Annotated in this window: 18 protein-coding genes; 2 read left to right on the forward strand and 16 right to left on the reverse strand. The window is 45.6% G+C overall.

Annotation, left to right across the window (positions count from 1 at the left end):
- Positions 1–2: 2 nt before the first annotated feature.
- The 3 genes from ABEA66_RS19715 to ABEA66_RS19725 form a co-directional block, all read right to left on the reverse strand.
- The gene (locus ABEA66_RS19715; RefSeq protein ID WP_345590057.1) at positions 3–764 is read right to left on the reverse strand and encodes a hypothetical protein; all 762 of its coding nucleotides are present in this window, start codon (positions 762–764) and stop codon (positions 3–5) included.
- A gap of 211 nt (positions 765–975) precedes the next feature.
- Complete coding sequence (locus ABEA66_RS19720; RefSeq protein WP_079909692.1) at positions 976–1,251, reverse strand: hypothetical protein; 276 nt, start codon at positions 1,249–1,251, stop codon at positions 976–978.
- Positions 1,252–1,254: 3 nt separating this feature from the next.
- The gene (locus ABEA66_RS19725; RefSeq protein ID WP_079909691.1) at positions 1,255–2,445 is read right to left on the reverse strand and encodes an NAD(P)/FAD-dependent oxidoreductase; all 1,191 of its coding nucleotides are present in this window, start codon (positions 2,443–2,445) and stop codon (positions 1,255–1,257) included.
- 399 nt (positions 2,446–2,844) lie between these two features.
- Between ABEA66_RS19725 and ABEA66_RS19730 the strand changes: the two genes are divergently transcribed.
- Positions 2,845–3,831, forward strand: coding sequence for an NAD(P)/FAD-dependent oxidoreductase (locus tag ABEA66_RS19730; protein WP_345590060.1), 987 nt, complete (start codon positions 2,845–2,847; stop codon positions 3,829–3,831).
- 250 nt (positions 3,832–4,081) lie between these two features.
- Positions 4,082–5,065 carry an aldo/keto reductase gene (locus ABEA66_RS19735; RefSeq protein WP_345590062.1) on the forward strand — a complete coding sequence of 328 codons (984 nt, stop codon included), beginning with the start codon at positions 4,082–4,084 and terminating at the stop codon, positions 5,063–5,065.
- 42 nt (positions 5,066–5,107) lie between these two features.
- Here the strand turns inward: ABEA66_RS19735 and sda are convergent, their stop codons facing one another.
- The 13 genes from sda to ABEA66_RS19800 form a co-directional block, all read right to left on the reverse strand.
- Entirely contained in the window at positions 5,108–5,260 is a 153-nt protein-coding gene (gene sda, locus ABEA66_RS19740) for a sporulation histidine kinase inhibitor Sda (protein ID WP_079909688.1), read from the reverse strand.
- 268 nt (positions 5,261–5,528) lie between these two features.
- Positions 5,529–5,819 (reverse strand): hypothetical protein, encoded by a 291-nt coding sequence (locus tag ABEA66_RS19745; RefSeq protein WP_079909687.1) that lies wholly within the window; start codon positions 5,817–5,819, stop codon positions 5,529–5,531.
- A gap of 157 nt (positions 5,820–5,976) precedes the next feature.
- Positions 5,977–6,348, reverse strand: coding sequence for a YolD-like family protein (locus ABEA66_RS19750; protein WP_179135938.1), 372 nt, complete (start codon positions 6,346–6,348; stop codon positions 5,977–5,979).
- A 306-nt stretch (positions 6,349–6,654) separates the two neighbouring features.
- Complete coding sequence (locus ABEA66_RS19755) at positions 6,655–7,521, reverse strand: PhzF family phenazine biosynthesis protein (RefSeq protein ID WP_079909685.1); 867 nt, start codon at positions 7,519–7,521, stop codon at positions 6,655–6,657.
- A gap of 256 nt (positions 7,522–7,777) precedes the next feature.
- Complete coding sequence (locus tag ABEA66_RS19760) at positions 7,778–9,166, reverse strand: aminotransferase-like domain-containing protein (RefSeq protein ID WP_345590070.1); 1,389 nt, start codon at positions 9,164–9,166, stop codon at positions 7,778–7,780.
- Between the two features lie 562 nt (positions 9,167–9,728).
- Complete coding sequence (locus ABEA66_RS19765) at positions 9,729–10,475, reverse strand: hypothetical protein (protein ID WP_345590072.1); 747 nt, start codon at positions 10,473–10,475, stop codon at positions 9,729–9,731.
- Between the two features lie 750 nt (positions 10,476–11,225).
- Positions 11,226–11,543 carry a phBC6A51 family helix-turn-helix protein gene (locus ABEA66_RS19770; protein WP_345590074.1) on the reverse strand — a complete coding sequence of 106 codons (318 nt, stop codon included), beginning with the start codon at positions 11,541–11,543 and terminating at the stop codon, positions 11,226–11,228.
- A gap of 52 nt (positions 11,544–11,595) precedes the next feature.
- Positions 11,596–13,449: a tape measure protein gene (locus ABEA66_RS19775; protein WP_345590076.1), complete on the reverse strand. Its 1,854-nt coding sequence runs from the start codon at positions 13,447–13,449 to the stop codon at positions 11,596–11,598.
- A gap of 2 nt (positions 13,450–13,451) precedes the next feature.
- Positions 13,452–13,814, reverse strand: a complete 363-nt coding sequence (locus tag ABEA66_RS19780) for a hypothetical protein (protein WP_345590078.1) — start codon at positions 13,812–13,814, stop codon at positions 13,452–13,454.
- A gap of 67 nt (positions 13,815–13,881) precedes the next feature.
- Positions 13,882–14,262 carry a hypothetical protein gene (locus ABEA66_RS19785; RefSeq protein WP_345590080.1) on the reverse strand — a complete coding sequence of 127 codons (381 nt, stop codon included), beginning with the start codon at positions 14,260–14,262 and terminating at the stop codon, positions 13,882–13,884.
- On the reverse strand, positions 14,216–14,536 hold the full coding sequence (locus ABEA66_RS19790; RefSeq protein WP_345590082.1) for a hypothetical protein: 321 nt from the start codon (positions 14,534–14,536) through the stop codon (positions 14,216–14,218). Before ABEA66_RS19790 ends, ABEA66_RS19785 begins: the two co-directional genes overlap by 47 nt.
- A 66-nt stretch (positions 14,537–14,602) precedes the next feature.
- Positions 14,603–15,307 (reverse strand): hypothetical protein, encoded by a 705-nt coding sequence (locus tag ABEA66_RS19795; RefSeq protein ID WP_345590084.1) that lies wholly within the window; start codon positions 15,305–15,307, stop codon positions 14,603–14,605.
- 96 nt (positions 15,308–15,403) lie between these two features.
- Entirely contained in the window at positions 15,404–15,835 is a 432-nt protein-coding gene (locus tag ABEA66_RS19800) for a hypothetical protein (RefSeq protein ID WP_345589623.1), read from the reverse strand.
- Positions 15,836–15,915 lie beyond the last annotated feature (80 nt).

Raw genomic sequence — 15,915 nt, forward strand, 5'->3', positions numbered from 1 at the left:
CGCTACACCTCCACTTTACGGTCCAGCAGCCAGACGGACACGAACAAGCCGATTCCAAAATGGATCCACATCCAGATATAGCTCCCCAGGGAAGCGTCATATTCTACCGTAATTTGCCCTGTCTGAAATATGAACCGGAATACGGAGGTTTGCTCGAATAACCCCTCTATACCGATTACAGCTCCAATCAGACCGATCGCTATTGGCCATCTCCATGGACCGAACTGGCTGGTTAAGGAGGCCGCAGTCAAATAGATCAACACCAGCAGGATGGCCAGGCCAACGGAGTTGGAGAGAAATTCCAGTAGGTCAGCAAGATGCGCCCCCTGCAAGAACCCTGTTATTCGATGGAACTCTTCAGCCAGATACGGCTGACTGACGCTAATGCTTTCCCCTCCAGCCTCCAAACGATAGGTAAAGCAGAACATCCCGGCCGATACCAAGAGCCCCATGGCGAACTCCAGTACACTTGCGGCATATTTGGCGCTAAGCAGCTTCCATCCCGGAACGGGCAGCTGCAGCCACAAAGGTCTAAGCTCCCATTCCTTCTTCAAGCTCATGAGCATATATAAGGACGGGGCAAAAAAATGAAGATAGATGATCATCAGCCATAAGCTGCTCATTGCGCCCGACTGAAACCGATAAGACAAAAAAATGGACGCCCCTCCAAGGACCAGCACGATCAGCAAATAAATCCATAATGGACCGGACCATTTTGCCCCGAAGGCCAATTCCTTTTTGAACAAAACCCACCAAACCTTCAAAGAGCAGCCTCCTTTAAAAAAGGTAAAATCATCCACAAAAGTGTACTAACGAAATAGTACACTAGTATGCCATTGGTGTCAATCCTGTTTTCACCTGTTCTTCTGGCCCCTCGAAGGAAGCCTCTCACCTCTACCGTTTATGTAAACACAATAAAAATACCCTATGCCGCCATCAAAATCAGCGGAAACATAGGGTATTCAGCACAACTATTTATTCATCTTCGTCATCGTCTTCGAATCGGGCATCCCGGCTTGCGTCAGCCTTGCTTGCCAAGTAAGCCTCCGTATCCCGGTCGCGCTGGCGGGATTTCTCCTTCAGACGCTCGATAGCGGGAAGAATTAACGTATCGATTTCTTTTTGCACGGTATAGACCAGATCGTAACGGTTCTGGGTTTCAAGAAAATGACCGACTTCCATGAGAGCATTGTAACGGTCCAGCTCTTCCCGAGTCAGCAAACCGCGTACTTGTACGCTGCAATGTCTCATGAGTTAGAATCGACCTTTCTTCAATACTAATGGAATGCCGCCAATAATATACAGGTAGCGCAAATCAACGATCTTTTTCATTACTGCTGCCGTACCGCCTTTAATTTTGCGCGAGCCTACGATACCGATAGCCTCGCCGCGTCCCAGGGATGCAACCGTTCCTTTGCTTTGGTAGACAAAGTTTTTGAGCTGCTCGCCCCGGATGGAAGCCACCAGATTATGCGCGCACACGTCCGCTTGCTGCATGGAAATTTGCGCCGTAGGAGGATAAGGACGTCCTTCCGGATTCATCACAATCGAACAGTCGCCTAAAACATAGATATGGTCGTAGCCCGGAGCACGGAGATAGTCATCGACCTTAATGCGTCCCCGCATTGTCTCAAAGCCGGCTTCCTCAAGCATGTGATTGCCGCGAACGCCTCCTGTCCATACTACGGTCGCCGATTTGATCTCTTCGCCGGTAGCAAGCAGAACTCCCTCTGGCGTACATTCTTTGATGGCTGTGGCAATTTTGAAGGTTACTCCCTTGTTCTCAAGCACATTCATCGCATATTCTACCAGCTCGGGATCAAACCCCGGAAGCGCGGTAGGCGCTGCCTCAATGTTATAAATTTTGACCAGAGCCGGGTCCACGTCGAACTCCTTGCAGAGCTTCGGAAGACGGTCTGCGAGCTCGCCTACGAATTCGATGCCGGTAAACCCTGCGCCGCCGACTACAAAGGTCAAGTAGTCCGTACGGGAAGGCTCCCGCTTGAACTTCGCAAACTGGTATTCGATATGTTCACGGATAAAACGAACGCTGTTAATGCTGCGAATGCTAAGCGCATATTCTTTCAATCCCGGGATACCGAATGTCTCCGGCTCTCCGCCCAGACCGATAACCAGGTAATCATAAGACAGCGTTCCTTCTTCCAAAATAACCTTCTTATCATGCGGTCGGATTTGTACGACGGTCGATTTGACGAAATCGATTTTGAACTCATCAATCAGCTTAAGTATATTGACCCGCGCGTTTTCCGGGTTATCCGTTCCTGCCGCCGGCATATGCAGGTGGGTCGTAATGTAATGGTAGTCATGTTTGTTCACCAGCGTAACATCCGCTTCGTTGTAGTTCAATTCCTTCTGTAAACGAATAGCCGTTACAATGCCGCCGTATCCCGCTCCCAAAATGACTATTCTTGGTATTCGACTCATGGTTTAATCCCTTCCATCACGTTATTTTCTATATTGTATGATAGTACAAAAACGTTTGTGAAAAATTACACAAAGTTATTTAAAAATCGGATTCAAGCCCATCGATTTTAATGAAATCTTTAAAAATAAAAAACATTTTTGTTCTTTATTTGCAGTCAGCTTATAATCAGTTCTCATGACATAATATAATTTATATGACTAAATAGCAAGTATTATTTTGCTTCCTCCCGCCGGAATAAATCGAGACAGTGCAAGGAGTTTGCCCCTTTGACCCGCTTGTTTTACATGCTCAAACTTACGTTTTTGCCAACCCGTATTTTTCCGATATGGATGGAACGGTTGTCTTTTTCATCTATCATTCCATCCTTGGTGATCAAGTCCCGGAGGTGTTAACGAGCAATGCCAAATGAAGTTGTCGATATTCTCATCGTTGGCGGCGGTCCGGCCGGTATGTTTGCCGCATTCTACGGCGGCATGCGCCAGGCATCGGTCAAAATTATTGAAAGCATGCCTCAATTGGGCGGCCAGCTGGCCGCTCTGTACCCGGAAAAGCATATCTACGACGTGGCCGGATTTCCTAAAGTGACCGCCATGGAGCTGGTCCATAATCTGGAGCAGCAAATGAAGCATTTTCCCGTCGATATTTTATTGGAGGAAAAAGTGCTGAAGGTAGAGAAGAAGGACGAGCGCTTGTTTGAAGTAACCACCGACAAAGGCGTTCATCATTCCAAAACCGTCATTATTACCGGAGGCGTCGGCGCCTTCGAGCCAAGGCGTCTAGAGCTGCCTGAAGCCGGGAGGTATGAGAAGAAGAACCTCCACTACTTCGTCAACGACCTCAGCAGGTTCGCCGGCCGGAAGGTGCTCATCAGCGGAGGCGGCGATTCCGCCGTCGACTGGGCGCTCATGCTGGAGCCGATCGCAGAGAAAGTAACCTTGATTCACCGCCGGGACAGATTCCGCGCCCATGAGCACAGCGTGGAGAATTTGATGAACTCCAGGGTTGAGGTGCTCACGCCCAAAGAAATTTCAGCTCTTCACGGCGAAGATTCTATCACGAAGGCTACGCTTAAGGATTGCAAATCTGGGGAAACATTCGACGTGGATGTGGATGCGGTGATCGTGAGCTTCGGCTTTATTTCCTCTCTCGGACCGATTGCCGACTGGGGCTTCGACATCGATAACGGCTCTATCGTCGTTGATTCCCGAATGGAAACAAGTATTCCGGGGATTTTCGCAGCCGGCGACATTACGACCTACCCCGGGAAGCTCAAGCTCATTGCCGTAGGCTTTGGCGAAGCCCCGACGGCTATTAACAATGCGAAGGTATACATTGATCCGAAAGCCAAATTGTCCCCCGGCCACAGCAGCAGCATGAAAATGTAACCCGCGGCATCATTAAGCATGCAAGACGCTTCTTTGTTGATACTTCAACATATAGAAGCGTCTTTTTTTCTGCTGGAACCGTTTCGGCTGGCTGGAGCAGTAACTTTGTCGAGCCCAGGGATCCCCCCTTACCTTCCGTATACTAATCCACGTTCATGTAACCTCTTACATTACGGAAGCGGTTTCCTTATAATTTGGGTAGATATTATCTTCCTATACATAACCATTCCCATTTGGAGGCTCAATCCCTATGAAGACTAGACAGATACCCGGAACGGCATTGTTTCCTTCCGTCATTTGCTTGGGAACGTCCGGCTTTGGAGAATCGATTACGCTTGAGGAATCCTTTGCCCTGATGGACCGCTTCCTTTCCCATGGCGGCAGCTTTCTGGATACGGCTAAGGTATACAGCGACTGGGTTCCCGGGGAAAGAAGCCGGAGCGAGAAGGCGATAGGTCAATGGATGAAGCTGCGCGGCAGCCGCTGTCAGGTGATTCTGGCGACCAAAGGCGCTCATCCTGACCTGGACACTATGCATATCCCTCGTTTGACCGAGGAGGATATCCGTCATGATCTGGAGCAAAGCCTGCTGAATTTGCAGACCGATTATATCGATCTGTACTGGCTTCACCGGGATGATCCGAGCCGGCCGGTCGAAGAAATAATAGACATGCTGAATGAGTATGTCAGCCAAGGGAAAATCCGGTATTTCGGCTGCTCTAACTGGAGGTCGGAGCGCATTGAGGCCGCTCGTCAGTATGCCGAAGCCAAAGGCTTGCAGAGCTTCGCAGCCAGCCAAATCAAATGGAGCCTGGCGTCCTACCCGCAGGGCAACGATCCCACCATGGTCTCGATGGATGAGAAAGAGCTTGCCTATTATGAGCGCACAGGCCTGCCCGTTATTCCTTATAACGCGCAGGCGAACGGCTTTTTCAGCGGCCGCTATACGGTGGATCAGCTGCAGGAGCCAACCCCGGATAACCGAAAAGTATGGAAGCTGTGTAACGAGGACAATCTCCGTAAGCTTAAAGCGGTCGAGACCCTAGCGGAACGGCTGCACCTGTCTATGAGCCAAGTGGCTCTAGGGTATCTCCTTGCCCACCCTTTTCCCGTGTTCCCGATATCCGGCTGCAGAACCCTAGACCAGTTGAATGATACTTGCGCCGCAGGGGATGTGTTGTTGAACCAGGATGCCTTTCAAGAGTTGAAAAGAATCGGCAGATTTCGCCAATAGATGCTTTGCCGGCTTCGGAATTTATCAAAAAAAGAGCCAAGGTCAATTGACCTTGGCTTCGCTATAATAGTATTCCAAATTAAGCTGACGACGTCTGATCTCTTCTAACAACAATTCGACAAATTCCTGCTCCAACTTGAGGTTCAAAGCCTTGAAGTACGAATCGATTAAAATCTCATTGCTCATCAATCTCATTTAGATCACCTAACTTCGCTTAAAGTAAAATTATAGTAACATGTCCAGAAAAATAGAACAAGCGTTCTGTTATCCACAGCTTTTTGTGCATAACCTGTGCGTACGCTGTTAATAAGTGTAATTTTTTGTATGTTTATGGGGTGAATAATGTGGACAAGGTTATACACAGGTTATCCGCCCTCGGCCTGATAAAAAAAATTAATTAAAAAACAAAAAAAGCAGTCTTTCCTTATCAGAAAGACTGCCCTCTTCTATGCTGCATCATTCATTATGCTAGCGCATTTCCGGCATGACCCCAAGGAAGCTCTATCATTAGCTTTCTATTTTGCATACTAATAAACTCCAATTGAGGGTCAACCACAATATAAGGATCGGTCACATCCCGTACGTCATTCCAGTAGCATTGAACGCTCTTCCCAGACTCCGCTCCTCTATTCATCTTGCAGCCGCTGCAATAATCCGTAATCTGAGATTCATTCAATCTCACAATTTTATTGCGCAGGCAGCAATACACGTTTCCCGTCGTATTGGCTAGATTAATATGATTGATATGGGTCATCCGCATCTCCCTATTCCTGATGGATTTCAATAGTATTTATATCTGTTACGTTGGATTATAAAGGATCTTTTCTAAAAAGGTGCTCGAAATTTGAAGTCAAAAACTAAAAATTTTGTATTGTTTTCTGCAACGCTCCAAAGCATGACCGGAACTCCGTTCATAAGGGAAAAAGCGACTCCTTCCGCATGCCAGCAACCCGATTCGTATCGGGAAATGCCGGTGCCAGATCATCCGTAATAATCACCATATCAAGCACATCCTCCAACGGAATCCAGGAGTACTCCTCGTTATTCTCGATACGGATCGTTCTATGTACTTTGTCGAGCTCGGTTATAATGCCGCGAAACGACTGTTCTTCATACTCGCTCCATACTGTAATGATCGTTTCCCTCTCCGTAAAAATAGCAACCGCGAGCGTGCGTATGAGCGCTTCCATAGCTTGTTCGTCTTTCTCGGGCCGCGGTCTTGTATCTGTTTTCTTTATGTATGTAGTCTCAACGGGCTTGAGGGATAGATGCTTTGCTTCCATGACTTCACCTCTAAATAAGAACATTTGTTCCTATATTATAGAGAAGTTTAGCTCCAAATGCAAATCCAAACTCATTTATAGAAAAAAAAGCACCCTTAACGAACAAAACCGTTAGGAGCGCCTAGTTTCTGCTATTAAAAATTCCCACCACCAATAAAAGAAGCAGATGGTTTAAACTAATATAAGGTGATGCCAGCATTATTAGGAGGATGCATGAATAAAGCAGTATTCTTGGATCGTGACGGTGTTCTTAATAAATGTATGTCAGATAGAGTCAAAAAACCTAAGGATGGCACGGGACCAGTTTCAATACCATTCTCCTTTAGCAATTAAGAAAACTTTACCGCCTACTTTGATTTGGATGGAATCTAAAAGCTGTTTAGCTTGAACAGTTAATATGGATGGGCGCCCCATTTGAAACCCCTGCTCAACTCGATAATTAATATTATTGCTTTCAAATAAATTATGTGAAATTATGTAGCCCGCCAAATTCCCATTAGCACTACCAGTAGCAGGGTCTTCTAAAAACCCCGTATCATTCATAAATACCCTTACATTCAAATCATTTTCTTTATGAATGGCTTCATGTGCAAAAACAAGAAGATTAGCCTTTATCACGTCATTTATGAAATTTTGAAAATGAGTATGGTTAATTTTACAACGGTTTACAGCATCCAACGAACGAAGAGGAACGATTACAGCTGGTAGCCCAGTTGAAACAATTTGAATGGGGAAGCGCGAATCAATATCCTCTTTCGAAATCTGTAAAATGTCAGCGACTTTATCAACCTCGGAGATAATCCTTCCAAAAGAGGGTTGATTTTGCTTCATTATAAGTTGTTCACCTTCGAAATTTACCGGTATTTGTCCAACTTGAAGGTTTAAGATTACTTGATTACTTTCGTTATTTTCTAATTGCTTTTGAATAACAAAAGCTGTTCCTAATGTTGGATGACCAGCAAAAGGGATTTCTATATCAGGAGTAAATATCCGAACATCGTACCCTCCATTGCTGTGCCTATCGGATAAAATAAATGTTGTTTCGCTAAAATTCATCTCTCTTGCGATCTTTTGCATTTCTTCTGTTGATAAAGGTTTATCAGGAATAAAGACAGCCAATTGATTGCCTTCGTATTTTTGTTCTGCGAATACATCAACTATAAAAAAATCCATAAAGAAATCCTCCTAAAAGTAATTTGATAATTGATAATGAAAAATAGTACACCCATGTTACTAGTTTAATGGTCTCAATTAATTGTCCACTATAATTTTAGTGTACCTTCGATACAAATTACGGCATGACCTCCGATTAAAATTTTTTCGTTATCCAGAAATTGCTTTTGCATCGTCTATTCTCCTAAAAATCGATTGGTATTATCTTATCACCCATCAAAAAACCACACAATAAAATAATTGTGTGGCGAACAATTTATTGAAGTGATCTTAAAAGTTGTTGTAATATCATTAAGCCTTTCTCTAATTCTTCAACCGTTTTTGGAGCACAAATGGATAGACGAACTGCTTTTTCAGGAATGCTGTTCCCAACCGTAAATCGCTCGGCAGCATATACCTGGATACCATGTTCTAAGGCAAGAGCTTCAAAATCTGCTCCGGTCATATTGTTTGGCAGCTGTAACCAGCGAAAAATACCTGTTCCACCTCCATGACAAACATAGTCTGATAAGAATTTACTTACTAATTGGTTTCGATACATTGTGCTTTTTCGGTTGCTTTCAATTATCGCATCGAGATTATTGGAAACAATGAGTCGGGCAGCAAGTTCTGCTAACAATGGCGAAACGGAAATATTCAAGTTGTAAAGTGCGTTGGAAAGCGACTTTCTATATTGTTCAGGAGCAGAAACATAAGCAATTCTAAGTCCCGGCGCAACGGTTTTTGACAAGCTGGCTATATAAATTGTTTGTTCTGGGGCAAATGTGGCAATTGCCTGTACAGACTCCTTGCACAATAGATGATAAGTAGCATCCTCAATAATGAAAATATTATGTTCTTTTGCTACTTGTGCGATAGCCTTCCTGCGAGCAAGCGACATTCTGTCGGTAGTTGGATTATGGTAATCCGGTATAAGATATATACCTTTTAAATTCTCATTTTTACAAGCATAAGTAAGAGCTTCTTCACTCATTTCCCCGTCTTTGTTTTTGATTGGTACTAATTGAATGCCTAACATAGCGGCTGTCGTTTTTATACCAGGGTAAGTATGTGGATTCGTACCAATTTTATCACCATGTTTGCAAAGGCTGGCTAGAACTGCTGTTATAGCGTTTTGCCCACCATTAGCAAACAAGATGCTTTCGGCATCCGCATGATAACCGCCCCTACTCATAAATCTTAATGCTGCGTCCTTCTGCCACAGCACGTCATCCGATCTACTATAACTGAACCATTTTGCAAAATCCGATTCATTCACCATGTTTTTAAGTTGCAACATCAGCGGCTCATAAGAATTAGACTCAGGAAGGGTTGCCCCCATTTCAATGACATTATTTTGCTTGTCGGTGCTTAGCAAATAAGAATTGGATAATGCATCAAAGGAAACGAACGTGCCACTGCCTACTGTTGCACTTAATAAACCTTTCAATTCACATACTTTGATAGCCTTCGATACAGTGCTCACATTGATATCCAAAAAATCCGCTAGTTCTCTTTGCGGCGGTAATTTTGTTCCTGGAAGTAAAGAACCAGTTATAATGTCTTCTTCAAGTTGATTAGCTAACGTTAGATATAGCGGTTTCAGTGTTCTATCTATGGTAGGCTCCCAGCTCATCGGATAATTTTCAAATGAATTTACAGGCATCTTACTCACATCCTTTTTTCACACAATTATATTATTGTGTGGTTATCTCAACAAGTAAATTAACTTTGATAAAATGTGATTCACTTCCTAAGCTAAAACGCTACCCGCTTGGTACTCTTCGCTCCCTCTTTCTAAGCATAATAAAAAACCTCCCAGCTTGTGTATTTGCACCATACACAGGCTTGGAAGGTTGTAATTCGCAACCCTAAAAAGTCATATCTAGGGTTGTGTACATTCAATTTAATGATTGTGGATTGACGTGTTTATTATTACGCCTCGACCTTATCGTCGCATTTCTCCGGAGCACCCTCTTCGTCCTTCACTTTAAAGGAAGAGCCGCAGCCGCAGGAAGCTACCGCGTTAGGGTTGTCAATGGTGAATTTTTCGGTCAGCTAGCGTTAGGCCAAAACCGCGTCAGGTCAACGTTTGCACTACGCAGATAGGATTGTTAATCACGTTCGGGGCTGTTATTGCCGCCCGTATGTAACGATTGATATCGCTAATCACATATTACCCGAAGTGTTGGACGAAATCAAACGTATTGCTACACATAATATACTTGCTAATTATAAAAAATTCTCTGACGCGTTTGTTTTTCGAAACTTTCCTTAAATGAAAGCGTCTCAATCTCTTCAACTGGCCTTAAGGGCTTAAAGGTTACTAATTCGGACCAATGTACAACATGCTTACAGTTCCCTGAGTTTTTAATTATATATTCTCGTAAGCTATGATCGTGAACATAAAGAACTTCATCATCTAATTCTTTTTTCATTTCCACAAGTTTTTGTTTAATATAGTTAAACGTTGATTCGGCATATTTCATGGCCTCTCCTACAGTCGGAAACTTACCTTTATGAATGACATTATTTCTAAATTCAATATTCTTTTGAGGCATAAGCTCAGGTGAACGTTTAAAAACAGCTAGATATAACATCACATAAGCACCCAGTTGTCTTTCCGATTGACTTGAGATTCCTTTCCAAGCTTTTGGAAATTCATCTAGATATAAGTAAGACGACAAAGATTTCGCAATAAATACGTTTATCGAAAACTCGTGGAATCGCTCTATTGCTGCAGCAAAGTTCGCTACCGCTTCGCGCGAATACCCGTCCGCTAGAGCATACAAGCCCATATCAAAGAGAAGTTCGTATACATGAGTATCAAATATTACTACAGTTTCGTGACCTTCATTACAATTAAGAGAGTATACCCTTTCATCTGTCAATTCGTATTCGTATAGTAATTCCTGTGATTCTCTTTCGATGGAACCATCAGCTACACACTTTACGCATGGGATTTTAATCTTCACTTTCATCTTCCTCCTTATACTCCCGTATGCCAACTCGGAAACAATTTGCAAAACGTGAGCTGTACTTTCTCTCCTTCGCCGTCTTGTTAATATTTCCTTCATTTTTGGGTTAACTCCCAAAAATTTATAAACTATGCGGATTTTTTGTGCACCTGACGAGGGGGTATCGATGGGGGGCCTTGGGGGGGGGGTACGAAAGTATACATCCATTATTCACAGAACAGGACTGTTGATAAGATATTAACAACCCTCGTAAAACGACGCAAACCCGCACCGCTACGCCATTCTTCGAACTCGCCCATAATCTACCGTTTATACATCCGTATACAATCCACCAGAAACCGCATGGTTACGCCATTCCTTATTAATTGTAAGAACTCCGATATACATCGGTTATTCATGTTCACCCCCTGAGTTCGGCTGCCTCTTCCTGTCTGTGCCGCCAGCCCTTGCGGACTTCCGAAGTGTAACATTATGTAATCCTACGGAATCGGACGCATAAATCCGTAAATCCGCGCCAATATTGGAGTTTCACGGTATGAAACGCGTTAAATCGGACGACTTAGTCAGGTTACACGCGCGGTTATATCGGAAGTAATCGGAGTTGAAAATTTCGGAGAGGTCGCGCTCCAGGCGGTTGGTGCAGGAAAATTCGGCTAATGCGGAGTTTTGGGACATACGGTTCCACACGCTAAACCCGCACCACTCCGCGCCGTAACCCGTTTTACGCTTTTTGTGACTTATTTCGTATCATCCGACTGCGAACCCGACAACCTGCAGTATCCGTGTAACCTCCGCAATGCCAAGGTTTCTCGGATCTGGCGGTCTGTATTCGCGTAGCTTTTCGCCAACAACGCGATTAATGGCGGCAGCTAACGTTCGCTGAAAGTCCGGCCGCTTTCTATAACGGTATAGGGTGCGCCGGTTAATGCCGAGAATATCCGCGATTTCACTTTTACTTTTTCGCCCGTATTTACCGGCTAATAGATCGATAGCTGCATAGTGGATCTCGTTTAAAGGCTGGCGGCCTCGTTTATAATTACCCTTGCGCTTTGTAATCTTCCTCACCCTCTCGTATTAAAGAAGAAGGAGCCGCATCTCCGCCAGCTCCTCCGTTTCTTTATTGCGGCATCGCCCCCACATGACGCTGTAATTCTCGGGCTAATTCGCCTGCGATCCTCTCAACGTCCGCTTTTTCCTGAAACGAAACGCCGTTCATCGTCACATTGACCGTTATATCGCCGCTTTTTCTGCCAGACCGATAGCTATCCGCCTCGGCTTTCGTTTGGACGCGCTCGTCTTTGTGTAGAATTGCGCTGTAACCGTTGTAAGGAACGCGATCGAGGCCACCGGCATGTTTATTCGGCATTACGCTACCCGACGTCGACTTTAGGTTATCGAAAAATTGGTCGGACGTCTTAAGACCTAACTTATCAGGAGTAACCGATTTTGACACCTCAGCGAATGCGTTGTACATGGAGTTGAACCATGGTACCTCCATAAGCTTTCCATCTTTGTAGTAGAACCTTTTAGATCCGTCGTCCCGAGTTTCAGTTGTCGGCGAGCCCAGGTATTTATCCAAATAACCCTGTGTGCCAGTAAACAATGCGGCAGCTAGTTTTAGTCTGGCTCCTCCTGGTGTTACAAGGAGTGCCACAAGGGATGCCGCTTCCGGATTTTCCTTCGCAAACGCCTTCATACCGTCTAACATACCGTCCGCTAATGGCCTACCTATATCCATACCGATCTGCTTAAACGGAGTGTATGACGCTTTAACGGCGCTGCTGACATATCCAACTAACGTTTTTACAGTATCGTTAATCTGCGTTTTACCACCGCTGTTGTACCACGCGTCAAAGGTATCCTTAAAGCTTTCGATCACGAATTTGAACTTTTCGCCTAATGTCTCAGCCTTTACAAAATCAGGGTTATCGAAGAAATTCTTTTTAACGTAATTAAACGCCTTTTCTACTTTATTTATGATAGCGTCAGATGCGTACGAGGCCGCACGACCAATCGAATCTCCCCATTTCGTTATCTTATCCTGGTTCTTATCGATCCACGTTGTAAGCTGTTTAAATCGTGGGTATAGTGCCTTGGCGATGCCCTCGCCCCACTTTACGAGGATATCGTTTTTATATACGTCTTGGATCTTTGCGGCCATCCCACTAAGCGTTTTAGATTGCTTCTCCATCATGTTAGGAAAATTCTTATTCATGCCATCGATAAGTACGTTAATCGCCTTATCCGCAGGAATCAGCCCTTTTTCCGATAGCTTTATGACCTCGGCAGTCGATATCTTCATCTTCTCCGACAAGATATCCCAAACCGGAATCCCGGCCTCGACCAATTGGAGCGCCTCATCGCCCTGTAGTTTTGTCTTACTCTTCATCTGTCCCAGTGCAAGTGTAATCCGGTTAATCCCGTCTTTTCCGAGGCTGAGACCGGAAGCAGCGTTCCCGACGCCTGTTAACATGGGTATGATTCTCTCGGCCGCGAACCCAAACGCCAACATCCGTTTGCCTGCGTCACGAAGTTGCGGTAAATCAAACGGAGTGTCAGCCGCAAATTGCTTCATATCCCCAAGCAACTTCTGCGCTCGGCTCTCGCTCCCCAACATAGTTGTAAAAGCTATACCTGCTTTTTCTGCATCATTCGCAAGTGTGAGTGCTTCCTTAGACGCTTTATACAGCCCCGTGCCAGCCGCAATCGACGCGGCCGCCGTCCCAATGCCGACAATCGCAGAGGATGCCTTGCCGGCGCTCGATACAACTCCACTTATCGCACTCCCCGTGGTTGTAGCAAAACTACGGAATGCTGCGCCAGTACTTGACACTGACTTGGATAGGCGGTCCGTCGTGCTTGCCGTCGCCTTACTTACTTTGTCCATCTCGCGCATGGATGACTTAACTTTCTGTACAGGTCCGGACATATTATCGATCATTTTAAGCCGGGCTACGAGGTCGAATGCCATATCTACGCTACCTCCTCCGGCAGAGCCAGTATAAATGTACGGATAGCCTCGTTTAATTGCCGCATTGCTCTGAGCAATAGATCGAGCTGTTTGCGTGCCTGGCGCGATTCCTGACGGTTCCGCTGGAACGTCTGGTCAGTCTCGTTAAGTTCGAACAATAAACGTTTCATCCGGAAACCGAAACGCGTAAGGGCCGGATCATCTGACGCCATGAACTCCGTATAAATTGTGCGGTACTCTTTGTGTTCGGCGGGATAGCGTTCGGCAAACCGGTATTCGCCGGGTGCATAATCCGCGGTTACGCGCGCAAAGAGCCAGAGGAGCTCCGTAATCCGGTTACATCTTGCGTATAATTCTTTGTTCATTACCATTACTCTCACCTCTCTGAATACAAAAATAAGAGGCCACCTTGAAGGGCGACCTCTTTTAGTCTTAGTATCTTTCTTCGATCTCGCGTCCGTCAGCGACGGAATACTTTCGGATGATTCCATGTCTCAGTGCGTTGTCTACCTCCTGCTGGACAATGCCGTATTCTTGACGGCTTCCTCCACGATAGCTAAACGACACCTCGGGGAAGCTCGGCGCCTCTCCAGCGAAATTTTGATTTGTTTGTTGGACAGTCTCGCGCCAAATGCTGAACGCTTGTTTGCGCATGTCTTGATAATCAACAACAGCCTTCAAGTATGCATATTTAGCGTCCGCGACCTTGCGTAATGCCTCGTCGTAATGTTCGTCAAAGTATTTACGTGCTTCCTCACGGCCGATCTTAATTGCTTCGTGCGCAAGATCGCGTTGTTTGTCCATGCCCGTCATGCTGGCACGCCTTTGTCTTTGCTCTGTTCCGGATAAATCCAACGTCAGCTCTGCCACTTTTTTTGCGGAGCTCGGACTCCTTTTGCGTGTTCACCGGTGCCGGGTCTTCAATCGCTTTATCGACCGCTGCTTCAAGTTCAGCTTTTGTACGCTCTAGCTCTGCTTGTATCTCGGCCGTGCGATCATTAACGCGCTGCGTCTGTTCAACTGCAGTTTTAACTGTTTCCTGATACGCCGCAATTGCCGTTTGTACCCGTTCTGGTAATTTACTCATTTAATCATCTTCCCCTATCAGAATATTTTTATTGGATTCAGTAATACGTTGGTATAATGCCTGGCCTTATTCCCCTCTTTGATGCAAAAACGTTTCATGATCACGGAGGATGCCTCGGTATTCAGACCCGATTGAGCTATCAATACCCAGCCCAATCATTGAGTTAACCGGCATCGCCTTGCGCAAAGATTCGATCTCCTGCAGCGCGGTCCTTGCACTAGATCTCGCATCGGATTCCGCTACCTTTTTTACTCGATCGTAGACCGTCTGTAGCCGGATATGGTCGACATGGTTACGCAGCGCAGGGCCATACTCCGCAAATTCGCTTTTTAAAATATTCGCGAAATACGGATCGCTGACGGAACTCATCAATTCGACCAGTCTGTCCGCGTTTGTTTTTGTGTTAAAGACGGCCAACTCGGCTTTAAGCTCAGCGTATTTACCGCTAAACTCGCTGATTAATGTTTGCGGTGGCTTAACATCCGGCTTATCAATAATGGCCCGAGCCGCTTTTTCCGCTTGATCGAGCTCTTTGGTGATAGCTTGTTTGTATCCGCGAACCATTTTTGCAAGGTCAATCGCGCCGCGCTCACGGGCCTCTCGCTCTTTTTGCGCAATACCAATGCCTGAAAGAGACTGGTCCTCCCGGATCGATTTTACTTCGTCTTTTACCCGGTCAAGAATGACAAACGCCTGTTTAAGCGAGGCGTTCTCGTCGTTTCCGTAAATAATGTCTTTTACTGTTTGAATGTGAGATTGTACTTTTTCCATTTTAAGATTCTCCTTTAAGTTAGTTTTCGTGAACCCTCTCGCTGTGCGTATAATAAACATCGCTTGCTTTAACGCCCTCGAAGTCTATTACAACGTTTAAACGGCCGCTATAACCGTACTCCCGCGCTCGATCGCATCGTTCGTCAGCCTTAATATATCGGGAGCAACGCGGTAAAGACGCGGTTTATGGCTCAACTTAACCTCTATCCCGCGACCGGCCGCCAGCAGTCCGATTTCCTTCTCGAGCGACCTCTTACGCATAAACACGCTTGACGAGCTCCGGATAATAATTAGCTTTGTACCTGGCCGCGCTATCCGGATGATGTCCGCAGCTACTACGGGTACTGACTGCCGAATTGAGCCGGCCGCTACGTCATATAAGCCGCTGATTACTGCGTAGGGCCCGTAGCTTACATGCACGTCATCTATCCGGCTCCGCGTTGATAGTTGGACACCGACGGCAACTTGTCCGGAGTCTAGCCGATGAAAAGCGCAGTCGGCGTAAGTGACTTCGTAGTCCGCGAACATACGGTTTACCCCTCGTGGATGACGTAGACGTTAGTAGCGCGCAAGCCCCGTTCCGTTTTCTCCAGGTCATATGCTACGGT

This window comes from Paenibacillus vulneris (assembly GCF_039543185.1).
GTDB classification, from domain to species: Bacteria; Bacillota; Bacilli; order Paenibacillales; family NBRC-103111; genus Paenibacillus_S; species Paenibacillus_S vulneris.

Coding starts and splice junctions, on each gene's coding strand:
- ABEA66_RS19720 (WP_079909692.1), bottom strand. CDS start 1,251: ATGAGACATTGCAGCGTACAAGTACGCGGTTTGCTGACTCGGGAAGAG.
- ABEA66_RS19725 (WP_079909691.1), bottom strand. CDS start 2,445: ATGAGTCGAATACCAAGAATAGTCATTTTGGGAGCGGGATACGGCGGC.
- ABEA66_RS19730 (WP_345590060.1), top strand. CDS start 2,845: ATGCCAAATGAAGTTGTCGATATTCTCATCGTTGGCGGCGGTCCGGCC.
- ABEA66_RS19735 (WP_345590062.1), top strand. CDS start 4,082: ATGAAGACTAGACAGATACCCGGAACGGCATTGTTTCCTTCCGTCATT.
- sda (WP_079909688.1), bottom strand. CDS start 5,260: ATGAGATTGATGAGCAATGAGATTTTAATCGATTCGTACTTCAAGGCT.
- ABEA66_RS19745 (WP_079909687.1), bottom strand. CDS start 5,819: ATGACCCATATCAATCATATTAATCTAGCCAATACGACGGGAAACGTG.
- ABEA66_RS19750 (WP_179135938.1), bottom strand. CDS start 6,348: ATGGAAGCAAAGCATCTATCCCTCAAGCCCGTTGAGACTACATACATA.
- ABEA66_RS19755 (WP_079909685.1), bottom strand. CDS start 7,521: ATGGATTTTTTTATAGTTGATGTATTCGCAGAACAAAAATACGAAGGC.
- ABEA66_RS19760 (WP_345590070.1), bottom strand. CDS start 9,166: ATGCCTGTAAATTCATTTGAAAATTATCCGATGAGCTGGGAGCCTACC.
- ABEA66_RS19775 (WP_345590076.1), bottom strand. CDS start 13,449: ATGGCATTCGACCTCGTAGCCCGGCTTAAAATGATCGATAATATGTCC.
- ABEA66_RS19780 (WP_345590078.1), bottom strand. CDS start 13,814: ATGAACAAAGAATTATACGCAAGATGTAACCGGATTACGGAGCTCCTC.
- ABEA66_RS19785 (WP_345590080.1), bottom strand. CDS start 14,262: ATGACGGGCATGGACAAACAACGCGATCTTGCGCACGAAGCAATTAAG.
- ABEA66_RS19790 (WP_345590082.1), bottom strand. CDS start 14,536: ATGAGTAAATTACCAGAACGGGTACAAACGGCAATTGCGGCGTATCAG.
- ABEA66_RS19795 (WP_345590084.1), bottom strand. CDS start 15,307: ATGGAAAAAGTACAATCTCACATTCAAACAGTAAAAGACATTATTTAC.
- ABEA66_RS19800 (WP_345589623.1), bottom strand. CDS start 15,835: ATGTTCGCGGACTACGAAGTCACTTACGCCGACTGCGCTTTTCATCGG.